The following is a 26,285-nucleotide window of genomic DNA, read 5'->3' as shown; positions in this document are numbered from 1 at the left end:
GTCATACCGTGCCAGGTGTCTCGGCACTCTCACGGCTCGGCTTGCCTGCCCTGCCTGGATTACGGGCGGCACGTCGCAGTTCGCCATAGGCGCTGGGCAGGTGCACATCGGGGTTCGGCATGCCGCTGGGGGATAGCTCATGGGTCATCTCGAACTGGGCACGTACCGACCAGCCACAGGCTTCGTTGATGCATTGCAGGTAGGCGACCCTGAGAAAGACGTGCCGCCCTTCGCTGGTTCGAATGCGCATTCGGCTGTTGCAATGAGGGCAGACCAGCTTGTAGCTACTCACATCGACCTCCTGCCGGACATCCGGGACGCCATGAGGCTGCCTGGTGATGTCGAGCAGTCCCGCTCCCGTACGTCCATTACCCAGGCCGACTCTTGTAGGCCAATTCTGCAATTCTCGTAGGCATGCGCCCATGCAAATGTGGGATTTTTCGTCGCTATCATATTGCGTACCATTCGAAGCTGAGTGGGATCCTGCCAATATATTCAAATCGAGTATTCATTTCCTACGCATCTTATCAGAGCTCGCTACGGATATTCATAATGAGTAATAAATGCCTTCCTGCAATCCTGGGCCGCTTGAAGCTCATGACGGGGTCCAGCACCGACGCAGAGCTTGCCAAGGCCCTCGACGTGAGCCCGCAGACATTGAGCAGTTGGAAAGTACGCGAGCGCATTCCCTATGCGTTATGCATAGACCTGGCGCTGGCACACGGGCTTTCCCTCGACTGGCTGTTGCTGGGCGAAGGTGCCCAGGCCCGTACGCCAGCCGCCCCCTCGGATGCCACCACAGCGCCAGGCTGGGAGCCGGACCTGATGAGGCAGTTGCAGGGCCTGTCGCCCGGCGACCTGCAGGCCATCCGCGCCAACGTCGAGGACAAGTTGCGCCTCTACCAATTGGAGCAACGTGTGGACGAGCTGAGCAACCGCCTGGCCGGACGATAGGGCTACCCTCCCCGTCGCCAGCGCTGGACGATGTCCTTGAGATCGGCCGCATCCAGCCAGAACATGACCTTGATGCTGATCGGGATCACCACCACCGCCGCGACGAAGGCCGCGACGCCGCTGGATAAAAAAGGCACCAGCGACAGCATCAGCGGCGTGAAGAGATAGCCCACGCCCGCAGACAAGAGCAGCGTCACCATCCGCTGCCATACCTTCAATGGCCTGCGCGAGCCGATCACGACCCAGGCCTTGAGCCTGCGCCGTGAGCTGCTGACCAGCCAGGCGCCAAGCAGTGCGCCGAACACGGCCTGGCTGTCGAACCCCAGTGCCTCGCCACTGACCTGGCTCTGCCGCCAAGCCAACGCGGCAGCCTCCACGACCTCATGCATACGGCACCTCACACTGCCTGCTGTTGATCGCCGGCATGGCATGGCGGACCAGTGCACGTCGGGTAGCGGCTTCCACCAGACGCAGGTAGCAGATCGACAGTGCCCGGCCATGGGCATGCCCCGAGACGTCGGCAAGGCGCCGGTAGCCGCGCTCGCGCAAGCAGCGCCGCCAGGTGGCGAACTCCCGGGCAGCGATATCGACCCCCTCCCACGCGGCGAGCTCCAGTTGCGTATCGCTGACATGCCCTGGCAGTTGCAGCCGTTGGCGCAGCGCCTGCAACTCGATACGTGGCCAGAAAGGGTCGTGGCACGCCAGGTAGCGCCGCCCGGGCAGCGTCGGCTCATCGTGCATCGGGGAGTGTGAAACACAGTTCATCAGGACGGCCCCCATCACTGGTCCTGCAACATGCCGTAGCGGATCGCCTTGATCACCGCGGCGATGCGCGTATTCACCGCGAACTTGCGCAGCACGTTGCCGATATGGAAGTTCACGGTCGACTCCTTGCAGCCGAGGATCTGGCCGATTTCCCAGGATGTCTTGCCATAGGCACACCAGAGCAGTACCTGGCTTTCCCGGCGGGTAAGCGGGACGGGTGGCTCGTGATCGGGGTCAGGTTTGCAGGGGATTGTGGAATGCATGGGAACGCTCTCTTTGCACAGTCGAAACGGGCCCGCAGGGCCGTTCACAGTTGATGTGCATGCACCTTACGAAGCCGCTGCGGCCCCGCTCCAGCAGCGCACCTTGTAAAGCGGCGCGCTACAAAAACGTCATACCTGCGGCCCCCGGATCTTCACCCGGCTGCCGGACGTGCTCTGAGCGGCCTTTCGCGCGTCTGACCTCCATTGCCTGCCGCCCCTTCTACCTGGAGTCGTACGATGCGCCCCGTTTCACCTGTCACTTGTGCTTTCGGCCTGTTGGTCAGCAGCGCCGCCACACCGACAATGGCTGCGGCGCCGGTGGAACTCGGCCAGGTACTGATCGAAGACCAGCGACAGGGCGAGCTGGAGGCCGCGGCGCAACGCCTGCACGAGGTGCCGGGGGCGAGCAATCTGGTCGACATGCAGCAGGTAGGCCAGGGCCGCGTCGCCAGCAACCAGGACGTGCTGGCCTACCAGCCCGGGGTGTTCGCCCAGTCGGCAGGCAACGACGGCATCAAGCTGTCGATCCGCGGCTCGGGCATCAATCGCGCTCCCGGCGCCCACGGCTCCGGGGTCTACACGATGTTCGACGGCCTGCCCCTGACCGGTCCTGGTGGCACGCCCTACGAGCTGTTCGAGCCGCTGTGGCTCAGCCGTGCCGAAGTGCTGCGCGGCGCCAATGGTTTCGACCAGGGCGCCCTGGCCCTGGGTGGCGCGATCAACTACGTGACCCATACCGGCTACGATGCCGCGCCGCTGCAACTGCGCTATGAAGTCGGCAGCCGGGGCTACCAGCACCGGCACATCAGCTCCGGCCAGGTGCTGGGCGACCTCGACTACTACGTGGCCCTGACCGACGCGGAATACGACGGCTACCAAGAGCACAGCAGCGGCAGCGCCAAAGGCATCGCCGCCAACGTCGGCTACCGGTTCAATCCGAACCTCGAGACGCGCTTCTACCTGCGCTACCGGGAAACCGAGAACGAACTGGCCGGGCGCCTGACCAAGCAGCAGATCAAACATCACCCCCGCGATGCCAACCCAGCCTACCTGGCCCGCGACGACAGCCGCCCGCAACCGGGCAGCACCTGGGTGGGCAACAAGACCACCTTCTACCTGGACGACGATGCTCGCCTGGAAACCGGGCTGGTCTATCACGACTACCCGATGGACCTGCGCGAAGGCCCGATGCGGCTGAAGGTCGCCTATACCGATGTCAGTGGGACACTGAACTATTTGCGCCGCGACACCTTGTGGGGCCACGAGAGCAAGACCACCGTCGGTTGGCGCACCACCAAGCACCTGCCCAACAGCGGTGCCTCGCAGTTCGCGCGCAATCGTGACGTCATCGGTGAGCGCACCCGCGACTTCAGCTACCAAGGCTCGGACACGGTGCTGCACGTGGGCAATGACCTGGAGCTGGTTCCCAACCTGTGGCTGACCACAGGCCTGGCGATGATCTATACCCGCCGTGAAAGCGATGTCACCTACCCTGCCGCAGGCGGCAAGGTCAGCCAGCATGACTGGGACTACGCACCGCGCCTGGGGCTACGCTACGACGTCACCCCGAACGTGCAGGTCTATGGCAACCTGAGCCGTTCGGTGGAGCCGCCACATCCGTGGTCGCTGATCTGGAGTGCGCCCGCCGTGAGCGGTGGGCAGATCCAGCCCATCGAAATGCAGAACCAGACCGCCACCACGCTGGAGCTGGGCGGCCGGGGCGATGCCGCCTTCGGCCGCTGGGAGCTGGCCTGGTACTACTCGCAAGTGCGCCATGAACTGCTGGCGGTGGAGATCGTGCCCGGCACCCCAGCGGCCGAGTTCAACGCCAGCGCCACCGTGCACCAGGGTGTCGAGGCCAGCCTGGACAGCACGCTCTGGGAACGCCCCGGCACGGGAAGGCTGGCCTTGCGCCAGGCCTACACCTTCAGCGATTTCCACTACCGCGACGACGACACGTTCGGCGACAACCGCCTGCCCGGCATTCCCATGCACTACTACCAGGCCGAGCTGCGCTACGACTGGCCGAGTGGTTTCTACGCCGGGCTCAATACCCAGATGGCCTCGAAGGTCCAGGTCGACTATGCCAACAGCTACCCTGCCGACGCCTATGCCCTGCTCGGTGCGCGCCTGGGCTGGAACTCGCCGAAGCAGGACTGGCAGACCTGGCTGGACCTGCGCAACCTGACCAACAAGCGGTATGCAGCGACGGTGACGCCGGGGTACGACGATGGCGGACGGGACATTGCTCGCTCGACGCCGGGGGAAGGGTTCGGGGTGTATGCAGGGGTCTCGTACAGCTTCCGCTAGGCCGATCCTGGGGTCGCTTCGCAGCGCTCAAGAAGGCAACTGCACCTGCGGCTTCGTATCGGCGAAGATCGCCCAGCTGGAGATGAACAACGCGGCGATCAGCGGACCGATGACGAAGCCGTTGAGCCCGAACACCGCCAGGCCGCCGAGGGTGGAGACCAGGATCAGGTAGTCGGGCATCCGGGTGTCCTTGCCCACCAGGATCGGCCGCAGCAGATTGTCCACCAGGCCGATCACCAGCACGCCGAAGGCGGTCAGCACCACGCCCTGCCAGATCGCCCCGGTGAGCAGGAAGTACAGCGCCACCGGCGCCCAGACGATCCCCGCCCCCACCGCCGGCAGCAATGACAGGAACGCCATCAGCACGGCCCAGACCAGCGCGCTGGGGATGCCCAGCACCCAGAAGATGAAGCCGCCCAAGGCGCCCTGGGTGATGGCCACCAGCAGGTTGCCCTTCACCGTGGCGCGCACCACCCGGTTGAATTTCAGTTGCAGGCGGCGCTTCTGCTGCTCCGGCAGGGGGACGGCCAGACGGACCCTGCGCGCCAGGTCCGCGCCTTCGCGCAGGAAGAAGAACAGCAGGTAGAGCATGATGCCGAAGCTCACCAGGAAGTCGAAGGTCCCCTGGCCGAAGCTGAAGGCCTGGCTGGCGAGGAACTGGCTGCCCTGGGTCGCCCACTTGCTGATCTTGTCGCGCAGGCCGTCCAGGTTGCCCAGGCCCATGTGGTCCAGGCCATTCTGGGCGAAGGCCGGGAGCATGTCCTTGCCCCGTTCGAGGTAGCCGGCGATGTCCAGTTGCCCGCTTTCGATGCGTTGGTAGAGCGCGGCGCCTTCCTGCACCAGCAAGGTGCTGATGACGATCACCGGCAGGATGGCGATCAGCAAGCAGATCAGCAGGCTGATGGCGGCGGCCAGGTTGCGTCGCCGGCCGACACGCACCAGCAGGCTACGTTGCAACGGCGCGAACAGGATGCCGAGGATCACCGCCCAGAAGATCGCCCCGTAGTACGGCAGCAGGATCCACGCGAAAGCGACGCTCACCAGCGTCAGGAGCACGGCCAGGGCCTTGTTCTGCAAAGCGGTAGGGTTCATGGAGGTTCCTCGACTGTCCTGGACATTAGTGCGCAGGGCATCGGCAAAAGTGCCATCGCCGGCCGCTTGATCCAGGTCAATGCCGCAACGCGGCGCTGGCCTTAGCATCCGCGCCTTTTGCCCCGGTGCGCACATGACCTCACTCGCCAAGCCCGAACTGCTGGCTCCCGCCGGCACCCTCAAGACCCTGCGCTACGCCTTCGCCTATGGGGCCGACGCGGTCTACGCCGGCCAGCCGCGCTACAGTCTGCGGGTGCGCAACAATGAGTTCGACCACGCCAACCTGGCCCTGGGCATCCAGGAGGCCCATACCCTGGGCAAGCGCTTCTACGTGGTGGTGAACATCGCCCCGCACAACGCCAAGCTCAAGACCTTCCTCAAGGACTTGACACCGGTGGTCGAGATGGCGCCGGACGCGCTGATCATGTCCGACCCCGGGCTGATCATGCTGGTGCGCGAGCACTTCCCGCAGATGCCCATCCACCTGTCGGTGCAGGCCAACACGGTGAACTGGGCCAGTGTCGAGTTCTGGAAGCGCCTGGGCCTGGGCCGGGTGATCCTGTCGCGCGAGCTGTCGCTGGAGGAAATCGAAGAGATCCGCCAGCAGGTACCGGACATGGAACTGGAAGTGTTCGTCCATGGCGCCCTGTGCATGGCCTATTCCGGGCGCTGTCTGCTGTCTGGCTACCTGAACCGCCGCGACGCCAACCAGGGCACCTGCACCAATGCCTGCCGCTGGAAATACCAGGCCACCGAGGCCACGCAGGACATCACCGGGGACATCGTCCGCGAGGTCGAACCGACCCTGGGCATCGGTGCCCCGACCGACCAGGTGTTCCTGCTCCAGGAGGGCAACCGTCCTGGCGAGGCGATGCCTGCCTTCGAGGACGAGCACGGCACCTACATCATGAACGCCAAGGACCTGCGCGCCATCCAGCATGTGGAGCGCCTGACACACATGGGCGTGCACTCGTTGAAGATCGAAGGCCGGACCAAGTCGCACTTCTATTGCGCCCGTGCCGTGCAGGCCTACCGCCAGGCGATCGACGACGCCGTGGCGGGGCGCCCGTTCGACCGTAGCCTGATGGACAACCTCGAGTCCCTGGCCCAGCGCGGCTACACCGAAGGCTTCCTGCGGCGCCACGTGCACGACGAGTACCAGAACTACCAGCGCGGCAACTCGGTGTCCGAGCGCCAGCAGTTCGTCGGCGAACTGACCGGCCGGCGGGTGGAAGGCCTGGCGGAAGTCCAGGTGAAGAACCGCTTCGCCGTGGGCGACCACCTGGAGCTGATGACCCCGCGGGGCAACTACCACTTCGACCTGCATCGCCTGCACGGTCGCCAGCAGCAGGCGATCCAAGTGGCACCTGGCGCTGGTCATGTGGTCTACCTGCCGATCCCCGAGCAGGTGCCGCTGGACTACGGCCTGCTGATACGCGACCTGGAAGGCGACGACACGGCTGCCTGACAGACTTGTCATGTCCACGTCACCTGGCTGACAGGCGCTGACAGCGAGGATACAGTGGCCTGATCCGCCTGAGCGCCCGCTTTTCCAAAGGAGTTTCACCATCATGCTGCGCAAACACCTGGTCACCCTCGGCCTGCTGGCCTTTACCGGCCTGGCCCAGGCCGCCGAGACCATCGACGTCTACCGCGACCCCAACTGCGGTTGCTGCAAGCTGTGGATCAGCCACCTGCGCGACAACGGCTTCACCGTCAACGACCATGTCGAGCCGAACATGAGCGCGGTCAAGCAGCGCCTGGGCGTCGCGCCACGCCTGGCCTCCTGCCACACCGGCGTGATCGACGGCAAGTTCATCGAGGGCCACGTGCCGGCCGAACAGGTGCGCTTGCTGGCCCGCCGCGACGACCTCAAGGGCCTCGCCGTGCCGGGCATGCCCATGGGCTCGCCGGGCATGGAGATGGGTGACCACAAGGATCCCTACCAGGTCATCGGCCTGACCCACGACGGCAAGGACGAAGTGGTGGCCACCTATTGATGCTCAGCCTCTGGGCGCTGTTTCTCAGCGCCTTCGGCGCCGCCACCCTGCTGCCACTGCAATCCGAGGCGGTGCTGGTGGGGCTGTTGCTGCGCCAGCCCGAGGCCCTGGCCACCCTGCTGCTGGTCGCCACCTTGGGCAACGTGCTGGGCTCGATCGTCAACTGGATGCTGGGCAGGGCCATCGAGCACCTGCGTGACCGTCGTTGGTTCCCCTTCAGCGCCACTCAGCTGGAGCGTGCGCAGCAGCGTTACCAGCGCTGGGGCCAGTGGTCGCTGCTGTTGAGCTGGATGCCGGTGATCGGCGATCCGCTGACCCTGATCGCCGGGATCATGCGCGAACCCTTCTGGCGCTTCGTGCTGCTGGTCACCCTGGCCAAGGGTGGGCGTTACCTGGTACTGGCCATGGTCACCCTGGGCTGGCTGCAAGGCCAGTGACACCTTGGCTGTTTCTGGTGGTCAAGACTGCTACAGTCGCCTATTCCTACATGGCCCTACACGGAGTGCCCCCATGCTGCGCGCAACCGCCCTGGCCTTGGCCTGCCTCGTTGGCAGCACGGCCATCGCCGCCGAATCGCCCACCTACGGTAAGCAGCTCGAAGGCTTCGCCTACCCTCACCCGCTCGAGCATTTCGACTTCAGGTCCCAGGGCCAGCCCCTGCAGATGGGCTACATGGACGTGCCGGCCAAGGGCAAGGCCAATGGCCGCAGCGTGGTGCTGATGCACGGCAAGAACTTCTGCGCCGCCACCTGGGAAACCACCATCGATGCCCTGAGCCAGGCCGGCTACCGGGTCATCGCCGCGGACCAGGTGGGCTTCTGCAGCGCCAGCAAGCCTGCGCACTACCAGTACAGCTTCCAGCAGTTGGCGCACAATACCCATGCACTGCTCGAACACCTGGGGGTGAAGCAGGCCATCGTCCTCGGGCATTCCACCGGCGGCATGCTCGCCACCCGCTACGCCCTGATGTACCCGCAACAGGTCGAGCGCCTGGCCCTGGTCAACCCCATCGGCCTGGAGGACTGGAAGGCCCTGGGCGTGCCCTACCGCACTGTCGATCAGTGGTACGAACGCGAGTTGCAGCTCAATGCCGAAGGTGTCCGCAACTACGAGCGCAACACCTACTACGCCGGGCGCTGGAAGCCAGAGTACGAGCGCTGGGTGCAGATGCTGGTGGGCCTGAACAAGGGCCCGGGGCATGAAGCCGTGGCGTGGAACTCGGCACTGATCTACGACATGATCTTCACCCAGCCGGTGTACCACGAGTTCAAGGACCTGCAGATGCCGACCCTGCTGCTGATCGGCGACCAGGACACCACGGCCATCGGCAGCGACATCGCCCCGCCTGAGGTCAAGGCGCGCCTGGGCAGGTACAAGGAACTGGGGCCGCGGGTCGCCGGGCTGATTCCCCAAGGCCAGCTGGTGACCTTCGAAGGCCTGGGGCATGCACCGCAGATCGAGGAACCCGAGCGTTTCCACCAGGCGCTGATCGGCTGGTTGCAGCGGTAGGCGTGTGGTGCGGGAACATACAGGCGATGGGCTGCAACGCAGCCCCAATGTCGCATGACTGAGGGGCATTGGCCCCTCGCCATCACTTCCAGACCAGCGCCTCGCTCCAGCCCAGTTCGGCGAAATCATCCGCCCGCAGGTCGGCTTCCTCTTCCAGGAAGAACTCATCCAGCTGCGGCGGGCGGACCGACGTGTCGCTGAGCATCGCATGCACCTGCCCACGGTGGTGGATCTGGTGCTCGAACACGTGCGCCAGCACACGCAGGCGCGGCTCACGCTGCAGACGGTCCGGGCGCACGATGCTCACGTAGCGGTGCAACTGGTCATCGCGCAATTGCTGGCAATAGGCGATCAGCCGATGGTCGGCCTGGGCCTGCTCGGCATACAGGTCGGCGCAGGTGGCGAACGGCTGCTCGGGCTCGAAGAAGCGCTCACCATCCGGGTCCGGCGCCTCGCCGCGCTGCTCGCACTCCAGCGCGTGCAGGTAGAACCAGTCCACCGTCAGCAGGTGGTTGAGGGTGGCCTTGATCGAAGGAAAGAAGCTGCAACGCGGGGCGACGAACTCGTCCTGGGTCAGTTGCAGGCAAGCCTTGTACAGGCGGTGGTTGGCCCAGCCGTTGTTGTAGGCCTGGGTCAGCAGATGATGCGACAGCGGCTCCATGGTCGGCTCCTTCAGGCGAAGCGTTGCAGTTGCATCTCCCGTAGCCGGCTCAGGGTCCGTTGGTACGGGAACGCCAGATACCCTTGAGTGTAGAGCGCTTCGAGCGGGACTTCGGCCTCCAGGTACAGGGCGACCCGACGGTCGTAGCATTCATCGACCAGGGCGATGAAACGCCGCACGCTGTCATCCTTGGGCGCCAGCGTCGGCAGCTCGCGGTCGCCCGCCTCGACTCGCCGGGCACCATCCTCGGTGCCCCGGGCGATGCGCCCGGCCCGCTGCGTGCCGCCCAGGGCCGGGATACCGTCCACCAGGATCGCCGCGAAGCGGTCGCACAAGGCCATGAACTCCATGGCCGCCAGAGGTTGTTCGCACAAGTCGGCGAAGCGGCACCAGATCGCCTGCGCGCTGCGTCGCACCACACGGACTTGCCGGGAGCCGACCTGCAAGGGCTGGTCGGTCCCCGCATCGGTCGGACTGAGTTGCTGGAACACCGCCTGCAGGGCACCGGGCTGGCCGGGTTCGGCGACCCAGTAGCGTTGGCGGACCGCACCGGGGTGCAAACGGTGGTCCTGCTCGCCGGCCACGGCCAGCACGCGCATGTGCCGCTCGATGGCGGCGATCGCCGGGAGAAAGCGCTCGCGGTTGAAGCCGTCGCGGTACAGCTGGTGTGGGGGTTGGTTGGAGGTGGCGACGATCACCACGCCCTGGTCGAACAGCACCTGGAACAGACGCCCCAGGATGATCGCATCGCCGATATCGCTGACGAACAGCTCGTCGAAGCACAGCACGCGGATCTGCCCGGCCAGTTCCCGGGCCAGCGCCTGCAACGGGTCGGCGGTGCCGTTGAGCTGGAACAGCCGCTGGTGGACCCAGGCCATGAAATGGTGGAAGTGCTGGCGCCGCGCCGCGACTTGCAGGCAGCGGTGAAACTGGTCCATGAGCCAGGTCTTGCCACGCCCGACCGGGCCCCAGAGGTAGACTCCCTGGGTGGATTCACCCCGGGTCAACGCCTCGAAGCAGGCCTGGAGCGCGTCCACTGCCAAGGCCTGGGCGGCATCGGGGACGAAACCCTGCGCATCGAGAGCCTGCTGGTAGAGGGTTCGGGGGTCGAGTGGCATGCCGTTGCACCCTGGGCAAAAGCGCCATGGTACGACATCCCGCCGGGTTCTGGCTGACAGCTGCCCCGGCCATTGCGTTGGCCAGGATGATCGCCGGGGGCCCAGCAATGACGAATCAGCCCTCCCTCAACCCCACCTTGAGCAACGCCCCATCCGTGGCATCGGTCAGCACGTACAAGTAACCATCCGGCCCCACCCGCACGTCGCGGATACGCGCCTTGAGCTCGCCCAGCAAGCGTTCTTCATGAACGATCTTGTCGCCATCGAGCTGCAACCGGATCAGTTCCTGGCTCACCAGCGCGCCAATGAACAGGTTGTGGTCCCAGGCCCTGAAGGTCGGGCGGTCGTAGAACGCCATGCCACTGATGCCCGGCGACTTCTCCCAGACATGGTGCGGGTCCGTCATGCCCTCCACGTGCTTGCCCTTGGCCTCGGGGATCGGCAGCAGCGAATAGTTGATGCCGTGGGTGGCGATCGGCCAGCCATAGTTCTTGCCCGCGTGCGGAATGTTGATCTCGTCGCCGCCCCGCGGGCCATGCTCATGGGTCCAGAGCTCGCCCGTCCAGGGGTTGAGCGCTGCGCCCTGCTGGTTGCGGTGGCCGTACGACCAGATCTCGGAGCGTACGTTGGCCTGGCCGGCGAAGGGATTGTCCTTGGGTACTTCGCCGTCGGGCAGGATGCGTACGACCTTGCCCTGCAGCTTGTCCAGGTCCTGGGCGGTCGGGCGCTGGTTGTTTTCGCCCAGGGCGATGAACAGGTAGCCGTCGCGGTCGAACACCAGGCGCGAACCGAAATGATTGCCGTCGGACAGCTTGGGCTGCTGGCGGAAGATCACCGTGAAGTTCTCCAGACGCGCCAGGTCCTGGGACAACTGGCCGCGGCCAACTGCGGTGCCAGCCTTGCCATCGGCGCCTTCCTCGGCGTAGGACAGGTAGACGGTGCGGTCCTGGGCGAATTCCGGCGACAGCACCACGTCGAGCAAGCCACCCTGCCCTACGGCCCAGACCTTGGGCACACCCGCGAGGGGCGGGCCGACCTTGCCCTCGCGGCTGACGACCCGCAGGTTGCCCTGGCGTTCGGTGACCAGCATGTGCTGGCCATCGGGGAGAAAGGCCAGTGCCCAGGGGTTGCGCAGGCCGTCGGCGACTGTGCTGACGGTCAACTGCCCCTCCTCGCTGGGAAACTGCTGTTCGGCAGCGGCCTGGGCCAGCAGGGGCATCAGGGCGGCGACGGCCAGGGTGGTCAACCAGGTGCGTGGCGTCATGCGGGGGCTCCTTCCGGTGGGGCTTACGGCGCGCGTTGGCTGTCGCGCGGTGGCCGGGTGGGTTCCAGGTTGGGGGTCTGCTGTTCGCGGCGCAGGTTCTCGCCATTGCCGATGCCGCGGTTGTCCAGGGTCGGCGGGCGGGGGTTGGGCTGGGTCGATGGCCCACGCACCGGTGGCGTGGCCGGTACGCTGCCCTGGCGGCTGTTGGGGTTGGCGCGCTGGATCGGGCTGTTGTACGGGTTGTTCCTGTCAGCGGCGAGGAACAGCGGTTGCGGGAGTGGCGCAGCCGGCAGCGGCAGGCTCAGCAACAGGCCGATGGCCAGGCACGGTAATGTGGGATTCATGCTTCACCCCCTGTACGAAAAAGCGCGCTCAAGCGTTGGATAGCCTAAGGCGCTACAGGTTCGCGGCAAAAGTGCGAATGCGGATAGAGATGATTCGTGATGTTTCAGTATGGGCCCGAGAGGTCGCTTCACGCTCCATTCGCGACACAAGGCCGCCCCCACAGAAATAGCGCCGAACTTGAGGCTGTGGGAACGGGCTTGCCTGCGATTAGGCCCTGGGGGCTCACTCGTCGCTATCTACCTTGTGCCGAGCCGCATACAGGCACAGCATCTCCATGGCCAGCGTCGCCCCGGCCAGGGCGGTGATGTCGGCGTGGTCGTAGGCCGGCGCCACTTCCACCAGGTCCATGCCCACCAGGTTGATACCCCGCAGGCCCCCCAGGATCTCCAGCGCCTGCACGGTGCTCAGGCCACCGCAGACCGGCGTGCCGGTGCCTGGCGCATAGGCTGGGTCCAGGCAGTCGATATCGAAGGTCAGGTACACCGGTCGCTCGCCAACCCGCTGGCGAATCGCCGCGACCACCGCCTCGGTACCCTGACGATGGACCTGGCGAGCGTCGAGGATGGCAAAACCCTGGCTGTCGTCGTTGGTGGTACGCAGGCCGATCTGCACCGAACTGGCCGGGTCCACCAGCCCCTCGCGGGCGGCGTGCCAGAACATGGTGCCGTGGTCGATGCGCTTGTCCTCCTCGTCCGGCCAGGTGTCACTGTGCGCATCGAAGTGGATCAGCGCCAGCGGCCCGTGGCGCCTGGCATGGGCCTTGAGCAGCGGGTAGCTGATGAAGTGGTCGCCACCGAAGGTGAGCATGGCGCAACCGGCCTCCAGGATACGCGAGGCATGCGCCTCGATGCTGTCGGGTACCGACTCGGGCCTGCCACTGTCGAAGGCGCAGTCGCCATAATCGATCACCGCCAGGTGGTCGAACGGGTCGAACGCCCAGGGCCAGTGCCGCTCCCAGGCCTGCTGTACCGAGGCGGCACGGATCGCCCGCGGCCCGAAACGCGCCCCAGGGCGGTTGCTGGTGGCGGTGTCGAAGGGGACACCGCTCACCACCACATCGACCCCGCGCAGGTCGCGGCTATAGCGGCGCCGGGAAAAACTGGTGATACCGGCGTAGGTGCTTTCCGCGACGGTGCCGTAGAGGCTGTCACGGGTCATGGCCTGGTCGTTGTTCTGGGCGTGTTCCACGGTTGGGCTCCTGGTTGTCGTCATTGTTCACTGGCGGCTGCGAAACGCCGTCCACAGGCGATTGCGCTGGCGCAGGTCGGACAGCGCCATGCTGCGATCGCCATACAGGCGCTGGCGTACCTCGCTGGGCGGATAGATATCCGGGTCGTTGCGTACGGCATCGTCCACCAGGGGCGTGGCGGCCTGGTTGGCGTTGGCGAAGAACAGCGTGTTGGTCAGCTCGGCCACCGATTCGGGGCGCAGCATGAAGGCGATGAGCGCGCGGGCAGCCTCCGGGTGCGGGGCATCCTTGGGAATGGCCAGGTTGTCCTGCCAGACCAGGGTGCCCTCCCGGGGGATCCGGTAGATCAGCTCGAACCCCTTGCCGGCACGATGCGCCTGGTCGGCCGCCATGGCGGCATCGCCATTGTAGGTGAGCGCCAGGCATACGCTGCCGTTGGCCAGGTCATTGATCTGGCGGCCGTTGGCCACGTAGCTGACCGAGGGTTGCAACTGGCGAAGCAGCGCCTGGGCCGCGTCGAGGTCCGCCTTTTCCTGGCTATAGGGGTCCTTGCCCAAGTAATGGAGGGCCAGGCCGATCACCTCCTGGGGCGAATCGGGCATGGCGATGCCACAGTCCTTGAGCCGGCTGGCGTTTTCGGGCTTGAACAGCAGGTCGAGGCTGTCCAGCGGCACCTCGTCGCCCAGGCGCTGGCGCACGGCCTCGACATTCACCCCCAGGCCGAGGGTGCCCCAGGTGTAGGGCAGCGCATAGAGGTTGCCGGGGTCGACCTCGGCCAGCTTGGCCAGCAGGTCCGGGTCGAGGTTGGCGTAGCCCGGCATGGCCTGTGCCTGCAGCGGCTGCAAGGCGTTGGCCTGGAGCGCCCGGGCCAGCACGGTGGACGACGGTACCACCACGTCATAGCCACTGCCGCCGGTCAGCAGCTTGGTTTCCAGCACCTCGGTGGTGTCGAAGGTGTCGTAGCGCACCTTGTAGCCACTCTCCTGCTCGAAGCGCTGGAGGGTCTGCGGGGCCACGTAGTCAGCCCAGCTGTACAGGTTGACGACCTTCTCTTCGGCCTGCAGCGGCAGGGCCAGAACCAGGGACAACAGGCATAACGAACGGCGCATGGTGGACACCTCGGCAATGGGTGGATGCCGACAGCATGCCAGTCGCGCTACATTGCAAGAATCGCAAGTTTGCAAAGCTGACATTCATCAGGAGCAATGTGATGCTCGGACAATTGCAAGACCCGGACCTGCACCTGCTGCGGCTGTTCGTCACTGTAGTCGAGGCCGGTGGCTTCAGTGCCGCCCAAGGTGTGCTGGGCTTGAGCCAGCCGAGCATCAGCCAGCAGATGGCGCGCCTGGAGACGCGCCTGGGCTATCGCTTGTGCAGCCGTGGCAAGAGTGGCTTTCGCCTGACCGAGAAGGGCGAGCGTTTGCTCGAGGCGACCCGTGGGCTGCTGGTACAGATCGAGCAGTTCCGCCAGCAGGCCAATGGCGTGGCCGGGCGGCTGCTGGGCACGCTGCGTATCGGCATGGCGGAGAACCAGGACAAGGTCATCACCCTGCGCCTGGCCGAGGCCATCGGGCGTTTTCGTCAGCGCGAGGAGTCGGTGCAGTTGGAGCTGATCAGCGCGCCGCCGGCGGAGCTTGAGCGCCTGCTGCTGGAGCAGCGCCTGGATTACGCCATCAGCTACTTTTCCGGCAACCAGGCGGCCTTCGACTACCAGCCGCTGTTCGAGGAAACCCAGCGCCTGTACTGCGGCAGGCAGCATCCGCTGTTCACCCAGGGGCAGGTGGACCGCCAGGCCCTGCTCGAGGCCGACCAGGTGCGCCACTCCTACCGCCTTCTCAAGGGTGGCGAACCCTTCATGAGCCAGCGCAGTTCGGCGCAGGCCGAGCAAATCGACAGCGTGCTGACCTTCATCCTGTCTGGCCGGCACATCGGCTACCTGCCCTGCCACTGCGCCGGGCCTTGGGAGGCGCAGGGGGCGTTGCGGGCGCTGGATCCGTCCCTGGATTTCGTCGTGCCTTTTACCCTCGCCCGTCACCGTGGCCGGGTGCCGGGTGAAGCGCAACAGGCGTTTGCCGAGGATTTGCTGGCAGCGTTCGCCTGTACAGCGTAGTTGGGGCGGCTTTGCAGCCCATCGCCGGCAAGCCCCACAGAGACCGCGCTGCACTTGAGGTCAGCGCCGAACCTGTAGGAGCGAGCTGGCCCTAAGTACCTGCACTCAGTAGGCCAGGCTCCAGGTCAGGGTGTAGGTGCGCCCGCGCCCCTGGTAGTCATAGAGGTAGGCCGGCCCATAGGTCGGTGAGTAGAACAGGGTCGCACGCTGCCCCCAGACGGTGCTGTACTGCTTGTCCAGCAGGTTCTGGATGCCCGCGCTGAACGTGCCGAAGCCAGTGTCCTGGCTGGCCAGCAGGTCGAAGGTCGTGTAGCCGTCGATCTCGTGGTCGGCATCGTCCTCGAGGGTGAAGGCATGGTTGGCCTGCAGGCGCGCGCTACGCCCCTCGCCCTTCCAGCCGACGAAGGCGGTGGACTTGGACAGCGACGCATAGCGGGCATCGCGCTTGATCCAGTCGCCATCGGCATCCTCTTCCTCCGACCGCACCAGGTGCAGCGTGCCACCGGCCTCCCAGCCGCTCTGGAAGTGGCGGGTCAAGGCGCCTTCGAAACCGAAGTCGCGGCTCTTCTTGTCATCCACATCGATGGCCAGGGTCTGGGCATCGAAGTTGATGACCTTGTCCGACCAGATGTAGTACAGCGCCGCCTGGGCATCCCAGTCCAGGTCCGCATAGCGCCAACCCAGCTCGACCTGGCGGCTCTTGATGCCCGCCAGCGGGTTGTCGGCCACGCTCAAGCCCGGCTTGCCGTAGTACTTGGCTGGGTCAGGCAGGTCAAAGCCCTCGCCATAGTTGGCCCACACCTGGTGGCCGTTCTTGAAGTCATAGATGGCACCGAGGTTGTACAGGTTGACCTGGTAGTCGTTGCTGCCACCGGGCACGTTCTTGAAGTCGCTGACATCCACATCCATCTGTTGGCGGCGCGCACCGCCGGAAAGGGTCAGGTTGTCGGTGGCATGCCAGTCCAGCTGGGCGTAGAGCGAGACGCCGTCCACCCGGTAGCTGGGGTAGCGCGGCGCCTTGCTGGCCTTGTCCAGGTCGAGGCCACCGCTCTCGGACGACGTTTGCGCATCGAACGTGGTCTGCTCGGCGTTGAAGCGCTCGCGATCCAGGTCGACGCCATAGGTCAGCTTGAGCGTGTCCCACTGCTTGGCGAACAATGCCTTCAGGCTGCTGACCTCGAAGTTCTGCTGCGAGGCGGCGAAGTACACGCCACGCGATCCTGCCGGCGTGCCGGGGTTGTAGTAAGGGAACGGGTAGAAGTTGTCGTCTTCCTTGCGATACGAGGCCTGCAGGTAGAAGTCCTGGCCCAGCACATCGGTGTGGTGGTAGTTGGCGTTGAGCAGCAGGCGCCGGGTGCGCGGCTCGAGGTCCGAGGAATAGCCGCTGCGCAGTTCGGCATCCTCCAGGTCCGACGGCGCGTTGTGGTTCAGGTGCGGGAAATAGATGCCCGTGCTGCCGTGGTTGCCGGAATCGTAGTACTGGGCCAACAGGTCCAGGCTCTGTTCCTCGGTGAAGGTCAGGCCCAGGGTGCCGAGCACGTCGATGGTGCGGTTGTACTGCAGGTCGGTCTGGGTGTTGTCGATGAAGATCTGGTCGCCGCCGCCATCGTAGAAGGCCTCGTTCTGCTCCCCGGAAATCCCCAGGCGGGCGTTGACTCGGTCGTTGCCACCACTGATGGACTGTGCGACGCGGGTGGCCAGGTCGTCACTGTTGTTGAAACCGCTGCTGGCACCGAGCTGGGTCTCGAAACGCAGCGGACCCGGTTCGCCCTTCTTGGTGACGATGTTGATGATGCCGCCGGTGGCGCCGCCGCCATAGATGGCGCTGGCGCCGGAGAGCACCTCGACGCGCTCGACGTTGAACGGCGAAATGCTGTCGAACTGGCGCGACAGGCCACGGGAGCTGTTCTGGCTGACCCCGTCGATCATCACCAGCACGTTGCGTCCGCGCATGTTCTGGCCATAGTTGGTGCGCCCTTCCGGTGCCAGGTCTAGGCCCGGCACCAGCTTGCCGATGGCCTCCTTGAGGCTCACGCCGCTGTCGATCTGCTCGCGCAGCTGCTGCTGGTCGACCACCCAGACGGTACCGGGGATCTCGCTGATCGCCGTGCTGGTGCGCGAGGCCACGCTGACTTCGATGGGCTTGAGGCTGACGCTCTGCGGAGCGGCCTCGGCCTTGCGCAGGGTTACCGTACGGGCGTCGCTGAACTGCCAGCTCATGCCACTGCCGGCGAGCAACTGCTGCAACGCCTGCTCGATGCTGTAGCTACCCCGCAGCGCCGGGCTGCGCAGGCCGGCCACGTCGCTGGTGGTGTACAGCAGGTGCAGGCCCGCCTGGTCGGCGAAGCGGGTGAGCGCCTGGTCCAGGGATTGCGCTGGCAGGTTCAACTGGACCTGGCGAGCCTGCACCTGGGCATCGGCGGGCGCCGTCGCGGCCAACGCCTGCATGGGCCCAGCCAGGATGGCCAGTGCGCTGCAGGACAACAGGACAGGGTTGAAGCGGCCGCCGCGGCGGTGCAGGAGCTTGAGCGTAGCCTTCACGAATGAGCTTCCAGACAAGTCGTAAATGAGAATGGGTTGCTGATCAGTCCCACTACGACGTTCCAGCGCTCACGAACTTGCAGTCCGAAAGGCAAAAAAACTCAAACTTTTTTTCGCTCAGTGAACCACTGCCAACCACGGCAGGTAGGTGACCTTCAGCGCATAGCGCTGCTCCAGGGTGCGCAGCAAGGCCTGCGGGTCGTCCAGGTCGAACACGCCGCTGACCTCGAGCGCTGCCAGTTGGGTGTCGGGCAGCAGGATCCGCCCGTGCTGGTAGCGCTCCAGTTCGGCAAGCACCTGCCCCAAGGGCTTGCCATTGAAGATCAGCTTGCCACGCTGCCAGGCGGTCTGGGCCTGGGCATCCGGCGACACCGGCAGCGTCCTGCCGCCTACCGTAGCCTCGCCCTGAGCGAGCACCACGCGGCTGCCGCTGGCCTCGCGCCGCACGCTGAACACCGCTTCGCCACCCTGTACGGGCGCACCTGCCGTCTCGACCACGAACGGGCGAGGGTCAGGCGCCGTTTCGAACAACGCCTCGCCCGCTTCCAGCAGCACCCGGCGTTCACGCTCGTTGAACGCCACGGACAGCGCGCTGGCGCTGTTGAGGGTCACTCGCGAACCATCGGCCAGGGTGATGCTCTGCCGCTGGCCAATGCCGGTATGGTAGTCGGCCAGCCACACCGGCGCCTGCTGCCACCCGGTGTAGCCGGCCAAGACCAGCACCACCGAAGCGGCGATACCGGCAAGCCAGCGGCGCTTGCGTGGTGCCGGGGCGGCTTCGAAAACCTGCGCACTCACCGTGTGGCCGATATCCAGCCACAGCGCCTCGGCCTCCCTGGCCGCTTCGGCATGGGCCGGACTCAGTCGGCACCAGCGCTGGTAGCGCGAGCGGTCGGCGGCGCTGGCGTTGCCCGAATGCAGCAATACCTGCCAGTCGAGGGCATCGTCGGACAGGTCGCTGAGCGGTTGCGGCGTGGGCATGGTGAGGGCGTCAGTCATGGTTGTGTTTGAGCCAGTCGCGGCAATGGCGCAACGCCTGGCCGATGTATTTTGCCACCATGCTCTCGGAAACGCCCAGCCGTTGTGCGATCTGCGCCTGGGTCAGGCCCTCGATGCGATTGAGCAGCAAGGCCTGGCGGGCATTGCTGGACAACTGCAGCAGGGCTTCGTCGAGCATCTGCAGGCGCTCGCTGGCCAGCAGCACGGCCTCCGGTGCCGGTGCTGGGCACGGCACCTCACCTGCGTCGTCGCTGCCCTCATGATTGGCCGCCAGGCGCTGTTCGCGTCGCAGAGCATCGATCGCCAGGTTGCCGGCGACCCGGAAGATGAAGCTGCGCGCATGCAGCACGGGGACGGCCTGCGCCTCGATCTTCACAAGCTTGAGGTAGGTCTCCTGGGCCACGTCGACGGCACGCTGCCGGTCGCTCATGCGCCGGGTGAGAAACTGCAACAGGTCGTCGTAGTGCTCCTGGAAACTCGCCAGCAGACCAGACGCGGGAGACGTCAGCATGGAAGATGGATGGGCCAGTAAGAGAGATTATCGGGCGTTAATGAGAAACAGTATCTTTCATAAGGCCCGGTACTTTCAACGCCGCCGTGCATTTGCCACACTGCCAACTCGCTTTCAACGCCAAGGCCCGCCTCCATGACTGCTCGCCCTGCCCGTTTCTGGCTGATCCTGCTGCTTGCCTGCGCCCTCAATGCCTGCGCCCTGTTCCAGCCCCGCGACCCGCTGAACATCAGCGTGATCGGCGCCGAGCCGCTGCCGGGGCAGGAGCTGGAAATGCGCATGGCGGTGAAGATTCGCGTGCAGAATCCCAACGAAACGCCCGTCGACTTCAACGGCATCGCCCTCAACCTGGAGGTCAATGGCCAACCCCTGGCCGCTGGTGTCAGCGACCAGCAAGGGCACATCGGCCGCTACGACGAGGCCGTGATCGTGGTGCCGGTTAGCATCACCGCATTCGCCGTGCTGCGCCAGGCCTATGGCCTGAGCCGACTGGATTCGTTGCAGGGGCTACCTTACGTATTGCGCGGCAAGCTGGCCGGCGGCCCGCTGGGCACCGTGCGCTTCACCGACAAGGGCAAGCTCGACCTGCCGGAGGCTGGCTTGGCCAGGTAAGGCTACGGCGGGAAAGCGTTGCGGCGACCTTGCGTCCGCGCTCCTGCCCTGCCTATCGGCCGCTATCAACGATTGGCGCTGGCAGCCGCCATCATCTTGTTGACTTCGCTACGCACCATGTTGGCGTATTCGGGTGGCGACAGGGCGTCCAGTTCGGCGCGCACCCATTCGGCCCACTTGCCTTTGCGCCGGGGCTTCTCGGCGATCAAGCGGCCGGCCTCGCCCTTGGCCTTGCCGAGATTGTTTTGCCAGAGCTCGAACAGCCGAGCTTTCTCCGCCTCGATCTGCGCTCGTTCCTCGAAGCTTCTGTTGGCCAGATTGAAACTCATGGGATTACCTGCAACGTGAAAATGGACGCTATCTTACACCGTAGCGGCCGGTGGCCGGTACGCCGCTGCAACTTTCCCGAGGCACCGTTATCCATTGCTCTGACAACCCAGCGACGAGGACGTGTTATGGCCAGGAAAACCACTGCGCAAGCCGACAGCGAACAGATCAAGGACCAGGTGTTCAGCGAACTGCAGGCACTGATCGAGGAGTCCGAGCGGCTGCTCAACGACAGCGCCTCGCTGGTGGGCGAGGAAGCCGACACCCTGCGTGCCCAGATCAGCCTGAAGCTGCGCCAGGCCCAGCAGGCGACGAGCAAGCTGCGCGACAAGGCGCAACCGGTGGTGGAGGCCACCGAGGACTATATCGGCGGCCATCCGTGGCAGACCGTCGCGATCAGTGCCGGGCTCGGCCTGGTGGTGGGCCTGCTGCTGGGACGGCGTCACTGATGTCCTAGGGGTCAGGCTGCCTGCAGTGGAACACCGCTGTGAAAGCGGAACTCCTGGTCAGGGGAGCGGATCAGTTCGGCTTCCGCTTCACGCACCTGCTCCACGACACGGGCGATGTCTGCCGCGTCTCCATACTGGTGGGCGAGCTTCAGGTAGCCCTGGTAGTGACGGGCTTCGCTTTTCAACAGACCGTGGTAGAAGGTACCCAACTCCTCGTCCAGGTGCGGCACCAGGGCGGCGAAGCGCTCGCAACTGCGGGCCTCGATGAAGGCACCGACCACCAGGGTATCGATCAGCTTGACCGGTTCGTGGGCGCGCACCAGACGCCGCAGGCCGGAAGCGTAGCGCCCCGCCGAGACCGGTCGTAGGGTGATGCCACGACGCTTCATCAGGCGCAGCACCTGCTCGTGGTGCACCAGTTCCTCACGGGCCAGGCGCGACATCATGTTGATCAGGTCAAGGTGGGTGTTGTACTTGGCGATCAGGCTCAAGGCCGTGCTGGCCGCCTTGAATTCGCAGTTCTTGTGATCGATCAACAGGGTTTCCTGGTCGGCGAGCGCTGCCTCGATCCAGGCATCAGGGGTACGGCAGCCCAGGAAGGCGTCGATTTCGGGAATCAGGGACATAAACTCACAGCTACACAGGCCAACGGCAGAACCGGCGATTATACCGGGGGCGGCGCCGATCGCCAGCAGCTATGCTTGATGCATGTCAAGCAGCACCGTGCGGGACGCCGACTATAGTCAGACATTGGCCGTCTTTTCCCAAGGGAGCCCTGCCCATGCAAGCCGTCCGCAGCATCCTCGTCGTTCTCGATCCCGAGCATGCCCATAGCCGGGCCCTGACCCGGGCCAAGCTCATTGCGGGTGTGACCGGTGCACGTCTGCACCTGCTGATGTGCGACAAGAAACAGGACCACAGTGCCCTGCTCAGCCTGCTCGCCAGCCAGTTGCATGACGACGGTTACGATAACGTCACTCAGGAACAGGCGTGGCATGACAGCCTGTACGAATCGATCATCGCCGTACAGCAGGCCGAAGGTTGCGAACTGGTGATCAAGGAGCATCGTCCGGACAATCCGTTGCGCAAGGCCCTGCTGACGCCCGGCGACTGGAAACTGCTGCGCTATTGCCCGTGTGCGGTGCTGATGGTCAAGAGCGAGCGCCCCTGGACCGGTGGCGTGATCCTGGCGGCAGTGGATGTGGGCAACAACGATGAAGACCACCGCCGCTTGCATGCCAGCATCATCGACCACGGTCATGCCATCGCCACCCTGGCCAAGGGTGAGCTGCACGTGGCCACTGCTCATCCTTCTCCCATGCTGTCGGCGTCAGACCCGACCTACCAACTCTCGGAAACCATCGAGCAGCGTTACCGCGAAGCCTGCACGGCCTTCCAGGCCGAATATGGCATTGACGATGAACACCTGCATATCGCCGAAGGGCCAGCGGACGTGCTGATTCCCTATAGCGAGAAGGCACTGGATGCGGTGGTGACCATCATCGGTACCGTGGGCCGGACAGGCATTTCCGGTGCCTTGATCGGCAATACGTCGGAGGTGGTGCTCGACTCTCTGGAAGGGGATGTACTGGTCCTCAAGAGTGAAGAGGCGAGCGCACACCTGGCGGAGCTGGCTCGGGGGTGAGTGCCCTTGATATGTCGCCAGTGGGGCCGCTTCACGGCCCATCGCCGATCCCAGCCAGGCGCCAGAAAGACAAAACCCCTACCTGCTCGCGCAGATAGGGGTTTTGCGAAATGAATCTTGACGATGACCTACTCTCACATGGGGAAACCCCACACTACCATCGGCGATTTCAACTCGTTGAATCTCAAGGAGTTTTTCGTTTCGACTACGTCGGAAGTGGGGCGCATTATAAGGGGATTCGAAACCCCGTCAACCGTTATTTTCATAAATCCTTAATAAACTTCAACAATGTGCCCGAGCGCATCACCAGCAAGCCCGCTTCCACAAGCACCGGGCCGCTGTCCCCACTTGCGAGCTGCCCCACCTATTGCGCACTATAGTGCTCACCCGATCCAAGGACAGCCCCCCCCTGAAATGAACACCCACCCCCGCAGCCTGGCCGCTACCCTCTTCCCCATCGGCCTGCTGCTGATCGCCATGGCCTCGATCCAGTCCGGCGCCTCCCTGGCCAAGAGCATGTTCCCCATCGTCGGCGCCCAGGGCACCACCACCCTGCGCCTGGTGTTCGCCAGCATCATCATGTTGCTCCTGCTGCGACCATGGCGGGTACGCATGACCGCCAACACCCTGCGCAGCGTGATCATCTATGGCATGGCGCTGGGCGGCATGAACTTCCTCTTCTATATGTCCTTGCGCACGGTCCCGCTGGGCATCGCTGTCGCCCTGGAGTTCACCGGCCCCTTGGCCGTCGCGATCCTCGCCTCGCGCCGGGCCCTGGATTTTCTCTGGATCGCCCTGGCCGTCGCCGGGCTGTTGCTGCTGATTCCGGTGGGCCAGACCGGCAGTGCCATCGACCTGCTCGGCGCCGGCTATGCCCTGGGTGCCGGGGTGTGCTGGGCACTCTACATCCTCTTTGGCCAACGAGCAGGCGCGGAGCACGGTATACAGAGCGCTGCCCTCGGCGTGGTGATCGCGGCGCTGTTCGTCGCCCCCATCGGGGTCGTCCATGCTGGCAGCGCGTTGCTCACTCCAGCTTTGATCCCGGTCGCCCTGGGTGTCGCCATCCTGTCGACGGCACTGCCCTACAGCCTGGAGATGGTGGCGCTGACGCGCATGCCGGCACGAACCTTCGGTACCTTGATGAGCATCGAGCCAGCATTCGGCGCCCTGTCGGGCCTACTGTTCCTGGGCGAGGTCCTGAGCCTGACGCAATGGCTGGCGATTCTCGCCATCATCAGCGCGTCGGTAGGTGCCACTCTGTCGATGCGACGGGAGAGCCCGCCTCCGGTAGCGGCCGATTGATATGAGAAATATTTTCATTTGAACCGCTATAAACCATTGTCCCCACTCGCCGGGCTGATTAAGCTGTCACACGACCATAATCTTTACGCTATCTACTGTGCCGAACACGGATGCAAGGAAAGTTTCAGGAAGAAACGAAGCGACGACATCGGGGTCAGGCATGCTGGTCGGCTCCGTATTTAAGGACAGGAATGAAACGTATTTTGCTCATCCTGGCCATCTTGGCCATTGCTGGATGCGCCGCCACCGCCAAGACCGAGGTGAAGCGGGGGAAAAAAGGCCTGCACATCAACTGCTCGGGGCTCTCCTCCTCGTGGGAGAAGTGCTACAGCAAGGCAGCCAGCGCTTGTGGCAACCGCGGCTACAAGGTCGTCGCCCGCTCCGGCGATGCGGACGAGGAGCCCGGGGACTACCTGTTCGGTATCAATCCCGCAGGCTATACCAGCCGCAGCATGATCGTCCTCTGCAAGTGACCCCGTAAAGTCGGTCGCTGCCCTCCCCGCCAGGCTCAAACCGGCGCGGTGCGCGTCTCCAGCCAGGCCAGGGCCTCGCCCTTGAGCAATGGCGCCAACCGTTCCCGCACCATGGCGTGATAGCCATTGAGCCACTGGATGTCCTGTGCCCCGAGCAACTCGGGCAGCAGGCAGCGGGTATCGATCGGACACAGCGTCAAGGTCTCGAAGGCCAGAAAGTCGCCGAACGCACTCTTGCCAGCCTCGCGGTTGACCACCAGGTTCTCGATGCGCACGCCCCAGGCGCCCGGGCGATAGGTACCAGGCTCGATCGAGCTGATCATGCCCGGCTGCATGGCGGTCTGTGGCAAGGTCGCCGCCTGGTAGGCGATGACCTGCGGCCCTTCGTGGACATTCATGAAATAACCCACGCCATGCCCGGTGCCATGCCCATAGTCGACCTGGTCGGCCCATATCGGCGCCCGGGCGATGGCATCGAGCAACGGCGAGGCAATACCGCGAGGGAATGTGGCCCGCGACAGCGCGATCATGCCCTTGAGCACCCGCGTGCAATCCTCGCGCTGTTCGCGGCTGGGATTGCCGATCGGCACCATCCGGGTGATGTCGGTGGTACCGCCCAGGTACTGACCACCAGAATCGATCAGCAGCAGTCCATCACCCTCGATCACCGCATGCGACTGCTCGGTGGCCCGGTAATGCGGCATGGCGCCATTGGCGTTGAAGGCCGCGATGGTGGAGAAACTCAGTGACACGAACCCCAGACGGCGGGCACGCGCCGCGCTCAGGCGTTCATCGACGGTCAGCTCGGTAATGACTTCCTTGCCCAGGTTCGCCTCGAACCAGGCAAAGAACTCGCACAGCGCGGCGCCGTCCTGCTCCATGACCTGGCGAACATGCACCAGCTCCTCCTCGCCCTTGCGCGACTTGCTCAAGGTGGTTGGGTTGAGCCCTTCGAGCAGTTGCACCTGCTCGTCGAGGTTGTCCAGCAGCCCACAAGTCACCCGTGCCGGATCCACCAGCAGGCGGCTGCCCGGTGTCAGTGCCGCCAGGGCCGGCCCAGCCTCGGCGTAATCACGCACCTCGATGCCATCGACTTGCAATACCTGGCGCAGATGATCGTCGATCTTGTCCAGGCCGACGAACAGGGTCGCTTGCGTCTGGCCGACCAAGGCAAAGGAAACGAACACTGGGTTATAGGACACATCGCTGCCACGCAGGTTGAACAACCAGGCGATGTCGTCGAGGGTGGCGATGAAGTGCCAGTCGGCCCCCTGCGCCTGCAATGCCTGGCGTAATCCGGCCAGTTTCTGCGCACGGTTGACGGTCGCATGGGGTGGCAGGTGCTGGTAGACGGGGTTGCCGGGCAGGGCCGGCCGCTCGTCCCATACCTGCCCCAGCAGATCCAGGTGAGTCAGCAAGCGCACCTGCCTGGCCTCCAGGCGCTCGCGCAGTTGGCGTGCCGAAGCCAGCGCCATGGCCGCGCCATCCACCGCCACGACGCCGTGGTGTTCGACATGCTCGCCGAGCCATTCCAGCGCGCCTGGCTGGCCAGGCAGCAGTTTCATCAGTTCGATGCCACTGCCCTCCAGTTCCTTCTGCGCCTGCTCCCAGTAACGGCTGTCGACCCACAGTCCAGCGAAGCGCGCCATCACCACCAGGGTGCCCACCGAGCCATGGAAGCCGGACAGCCATTGCCGCCCCTGCCAGTGGCCAGGCAAGTATTCGGACAGGTGCGGGTCGGCCGAGGGCACCAGCAGGGCATCCACCCCTTCCCTGGCCATCACCTCACGCACGCGCGCCAGGCGGGCCGGAACGCTTTCCTGAATCGGGGACTGACTATTCATGC

28 protein-coding genes and 1 pseudogene are annotated in these 26,285 nt (G+C 65.0%); 12 read left to right on the top strand and 17 right to left on the bottom strand.

Annotation, left to right across the window (positions count from 1 at the left end):
- Position 1 precedes the first annotated feature (1 nt).
- Positions 2-292, bottom strand: a complete 291-nt coding sequence (locus ABFA30_RS12980; protein ID WP_225788459.1) for an ogr/Delta-like zinc finger family protein — start codon at positions 290-292, stop codon at positions 2-4.
- Positions 293-552: 260 nt separating this feature from the next.
- Here ABFA30_RS12980 and ABFA30_RS12975 point away from each other — a divergent pair, with 260 nt between their 5' ends.
- Positions 553-954 carry a helix-turn-helix domain-containing protein gene (locus tag ABFA30_RS12975; protein WP_225788460.1) on the top strand — a complete coding sequence of 134 codons (402 nt, stop codon included), beginning with the start codon at positions 553-555 and terminating at the stop codon, positions 952-954.
- Positions 955-956: 2 nt separating this feature from the next.
- Here the strand turns inward: ABFA30_RS12975 and ABFA30_RS12970 are convergent, their stop codons facing one another.
- From ABFA30_RS12970 to ABFA30_RS12960, 3 genes are read right to left on the bottom strand one after another with little or no spacing between them, the layout of a single operon-like run.
- Positions 957-1,343 carry a hypothetical protein gene (locus tag ABFA30_RS12970; RefSeq protein ID WP_225788461.1) on the bottom strand — a complete coding sequence of 129 codons (387 nt, stop codon included), beginning with the start codon at positions 1,341-1,343 and terminating at the stop codon, positions 957-959.
- Positions 1,336-1,695 (bottom strand): head completion/stabilization protein, encoded by a 360-nt coding sequence (locus tag ABFA30_RS12965; protein WP_225788485.1) that lies wholly within the window; start codon positions 1,693-1,695, stop codon positions 1,336-1,338. The genes ABFA30_RS12970 and ABFA30_RS12965 overlap by 8 nt, the downstream gene beginning before the upstream one ends.
- A gap of 38 nt (positions 1,696-1,733) precedes the next feature.
- On the bottom strand, positions 1,734-1,982 hold the full coding sequence (locus ABFA30_RS12960) for a helix-turn-helix domain-containing protein (RefSeq protein ID WP_225788462.1): 249 nt from the start codon (positions 1,980-1,982) through the stop codon (positions 1,734-1,736).
- Positions 1,983-2,219: 237 nt separating this feature from the next.
- Here ABFA30_RS12960 and ABFA30_RS12955 point away from each other — a divergent pair, with 237 nt between their 5' ends.
- Positions 2,220-4,292 (top strand): TonB-dependent receptor family protein, encoded by a 2,073-nt coding sequence (locus tag ABFA30_RS12955; protein WP_253081360.1) that lies wholly within the window; start codon positions 2,220-2,222, stop codon positions 4,290-4,292.
- A gap of 27 nt (positions 4,293-4,319) precedes the next feature.
- Here ABFA30_RS12955 and ABFA30_RS12950 read toward each other — a convergent pair whose 3' ends face one another.
- Complete coding sequence (locus ABFA30_RS12950) at positions 4,320-5,384, bottom strand: AI-2E family transporter (protein ID WP_225788464.1); 1,065 nt, start codon at positions 5,382-5,384, stop codon at positions 4,320-4,322.
- A gap of 133 nt (positions 5,385-5,517) precedes the next feature.
- Between ABFA30_RS12950 and yegQ the strand changes: the two genes are divergently transcribed.
- The 4 genes from yegQ (at position 5,518) to ABFA30_RS12930 (ending at position 8,893) form a co-directional block, all read left to right on the top strand.
- Complete coding sequence (gene yegQ, locus ABFA30_RS12945; RefSeq protein WP_253091167.1) at positions 5,518-6,852, top strand: tRNA 5-hydroxyuridine modification protein YegQ; 1,335 nt, start codon at positions 5,518-5,520, stop codon at positions 6,850-6,852.
- A 103-nt stretch (positions 6,853-6,955) separates the two neighbouring features.
- Positions 6,956-7,384, top strand: coding sequence for a DUF411 domain-containing protein (locus tag ABFA30_RS12940; RefSeq protein WP_225788466.1), 429 nt, complete (start codon positions 6,956-6,958; stop codon positions 7,382-7,384).
- Positions 7,384-7,821, top strand: coding sequence for a YqaA family protein (locus ABFA30_RS12935; RefSeq protein WP_225788467.1), 438 nt, complete (start codon positions 7,384-7,386; stop codon positions 7,819-7,821). Before ABFA30_RS12940 ends, ABFA30_RS12935 begins: the two co-directional genes overlap by 1 nt.
- 73 nt (positions 7,822-7,894) lie before the next feature.
- Positions 7,895-8,893: an alpha/beta fold hydrolase gene (locus ABFA30_RS12930; protein WP_253081359.1), complete on the top strand. Its 999-nt coding sequence runs from the start codon at positions 7,895-7,897 to the stop codon at positions 8,891-8,893.
- 82 nt (positions 8,894-8,975) lie between these two features.
- Here the strand turns inward: ABFA30_RS12930 and ABFA30_RS12925 are convergent, their stop codons facing one another.
- The 6 genes from ABFA30_RS12925 to ABFA30_RS12900 all read right to left on the bottom strand — a co-directional run bounded on the left by ABFA30_RS12925 (position 8,976) and on the right by ABFA30_RS12900 (position 14,579).
- The gene (locus ABFA30_RS12925) at positions 8,976-9,554 is read right to left on the bottom strand and encodes a DinB family protein (RefSeq protein ID WP_225788469.1); all 579 of its coding nucleotides are present in this window, start codon (positions 9,552-9,554) and stop codon (positions 8,976-8,978) included.
- Positions 9,555-9,565: 11 nt separating this feature from the next.
- On the bottom strand, positions 9,566-10,672 hold the full coding sequence (gene zapE, locus ABFA30_RS12920) for a cell division protein ZapE (RefSeq protein ID WP_225788470.1): 1,107 nt from the start codon (positions 10,670-10,672) through the stop codon (positions 9,566-9,568).
- A 115-nt stretch (positions 10,673-10,787) separates the two neighbouring features.
- Entirely contained in the window at positions 10,788-11,936 is a 1,149-nt protein-coding gene (locus ABFA30_RS12915; RefSeq protein ID WP_225788471.1) for a PQQ-dependent sugar dehydrogenase, read from the bottom strand.
- Positions 11,937-11,959: 23 nt separating this feature from the next.
- On the bottom strand, positions 11,960-12,280 hold the full coding sequence (locus ABFA30_RS12910) for a hypothetical protein (protein ID WP_225788472.1): 321 nt from the start codon (positions 12,278-12,280) through the stop codon (positions 11,960-11,962).
- A 223-nt stretch (positions 12,281-12,503) separates the two neighbouring features.
- Complete coding sequence (speB, locus tag ABFA30_RS12905) at positions 12,504-13,493, bottom strand: agmatinase (protein ID WP_262923555.1); 990 nt, start codon at positions 13,491-13,493, stop codon at positions 12,504-12,506.
- Positions 13,494-13,496: 3 nt separating this feature from the next.
- On the bottom strand, positions 13,497-14,579 hold the full coding sequence (locus ABFA30_RS12900) for an extracellular solute-binding protein (RefSeq protein ID WP_410045524.1): 1,083 nt from the start codon (positions 14,577-14,579) through the stop codon (positions 13,497-13,499).
- 101 nt (positions 14,580-14,680) lie between these two features.
- On the opposite strand from ABFA30_RS12900, the gene ABFA30_RS12895 reads away from it, so the two are divergent.
- Positions 14,681-15,580 (top strand): LysR family transcriptional regulator, encoded by a 900-nt coding sequence (locus ABFA30_RS12895; protein ID WP_253167942.1) that lies wholly within the window; start codon positions 14,681-14,683, stop codon positions 15,578-15,580.
- Positions 15,581-15,685: 105 nt separating this feature from the next.
- Here the strand turns inward: ABFA30_RS12895 and ABFA30_RS12890 are convergent, their stop codons facing one another.
- The 3 genes and pseudogenes from ABFA30_RS12890 to ABFA30_RS12880 form a co-directional block, all read right to left on the bottom strand.
- Positions 15,686-18,028 (bottom strand): TonB-dependent siderophore receptor, encoded by a 2,343-nt coding sequence (locus tag ABFA30_RS12890; RefSeq protein ID WP_410046042.1) that lies wholly within the window; start codon positions 18,026-18,028, stop codon positions 15,686-15,688.
- Between the two features lie 210 nt (positions 18,029-18,238).
- On the bottom strand, positions 18,239-19,120 hold the full coding sequence (locus ABFA30_RS12885; RefSeq protein ID WP_410045523.1) for a FecR family protein: 882 nt from the start codon (positions 19,118-19,120) through the stop codon (positions 18,239-18,241).
- Positions 19,121-19,124: 4 nt separating this feature from the next.
- A pseudogene (locus ABFA30_RS12880) lies at positions 19,125-19,631 on the bottom strand (RNA polymerase sigma factor); the annotation flags it as partial.
- Between the two features lie 135 nt (positions 19,632-19,766).
- Between ABFA30_RS12880 and ABFA30_RS12875 the strand changes: the two are divergent.
- The gene (locus ABFA30_RS12875) at positions 19,767-20,243 is read left to right on the top strand and encodes an LEA type 2 family protein (protein WP_410045522.1); all 477 of its coding nucleotides are present in this window, start codon (positions 19,767-19,769) and stop codon (positions 20,241-20,243) included.
- Positions 20,244-20,308: 65 nt separating this feature from the next.
- Here the strand turns inward: ABFA30_RS12875 and ABFA30_RS12870 are convergent, their stop codons facing one another.
- Positions 20,309-20,572, bottom strand: coding sequence for a hypothetical protein (locus tag ABFA30_RS12870; protein WP_225788479.1), 264 nt, complete (start codon positions 20,570-20,572; stop codon positions 20,309-20,311).
- A 126-nt stretch (positions 20,573-20,698) separates the two neighbouring features.
- On the opposite strand from ABFA30_RS12870, the gene ABFA30_RS12865 reads away from it, so the two are divergent.
- Complete coding sequence (locus ABFA30_RS12865; RefSeq protein WP_225788480.1) at positions 20,699-21,019, top strand: YqjD family protein; 321 nt, start codon at positions 20,699-20,701, stop codon at positions 21,017-21,019.
- A gap of 11 nt (positions 21,020-21,030) precedes the next feature.
- Here ABFA30_RS12865 and ABFA30_RS12860 read toward each other — a convergent pair whose 3' ends face one another.
- Positions 21,031-21,645, bottom strand: coding sequence for a tRNA-(ms[2]io[6]A)-hydroxylase (locus ABFA30_RS12860; protein ID WP_225788481.1), 615 nt, complete (start codon positions 21,643-21,645; stop codon positions 21,031-21,033).
- A 155-nt stretch (positions 21,646-21,800) separates the two neighbouring features.
- Here ABFA30_RS12860 and ABFA30_RS12855 point away from each other — a divergent pair, with 155 nt between their 5' ends.
- From ABFA30_RS12855 to ABFA30_RS12845, 3 genes are all read left to right on the top strand, one after another.
- A complete protein-coding gene (locus tag ABFA30_RS12855; RefSeq protein WP_225788482.1) occupies positions 21,801-22,664 on the top strand; it encodes a universal stress protein in 864 nt (287 codons plus the stop codon).
- 414 nt (positions 22,665-23,078) lie between these two features.
- Entirely contained in the window at positions 23,079-23,966 is an 888-nt protein-coding gene (gene rhtA / locus ABFA30_RS12850) for a threonine/homoserine exporter RhtA (protein ID WP_225790422.1), read from the top strand.
- A gap of 191 nt (positions 23,967-24,157) precedes the next feature.
- The gene (locus ABFA30_RS12845) at positions 24,158-24,439 is read left to right on the top strand and encodes a hypothetical protein (protein WP_225790423.1); all 282 of its coding nucleotides are present in this window, start codon (positions 24,158-24,160) and stop codon (positions 24,437-24,439) included.
- A 35-nt stretch (positions 24,440-24,474) separates the two neighbouring features.
- Here the strand turns inward: ABFA30_RS12845 and ABFA30_RS12840 are convergent, their stop codons facing one another.
- Positions 24,475-26,283: an aminopeptidase P family protein gene (locus tag ABFA30_RS12840; protein ID WP_253081662.1), complete on the bottom strand. Its 1,809-nt coding sequence runs from the start codon at positions 26,281-26,283 to the stop codon at positions 24,475-24,477.
- Positions 26,284-26,285 lie beyond the last annotated feature (2 nt).

Origin of the sequence: Pseudomonas sp. HLMP (genome assembly GCF_046365545.1) — a bacterium.
In the GTDB taxonomy this organism is placed as follows: Bacteria; Pseudomonadota; Gammaproteobacteria; order Pseudomonadales; family Pseudomonadaceae; genus Aquipseudomonas; species Aquipseudomonas guariconensis_B.
This window is presented reverse-complemented; position numbering and strand designations above follow the sequence as displayed.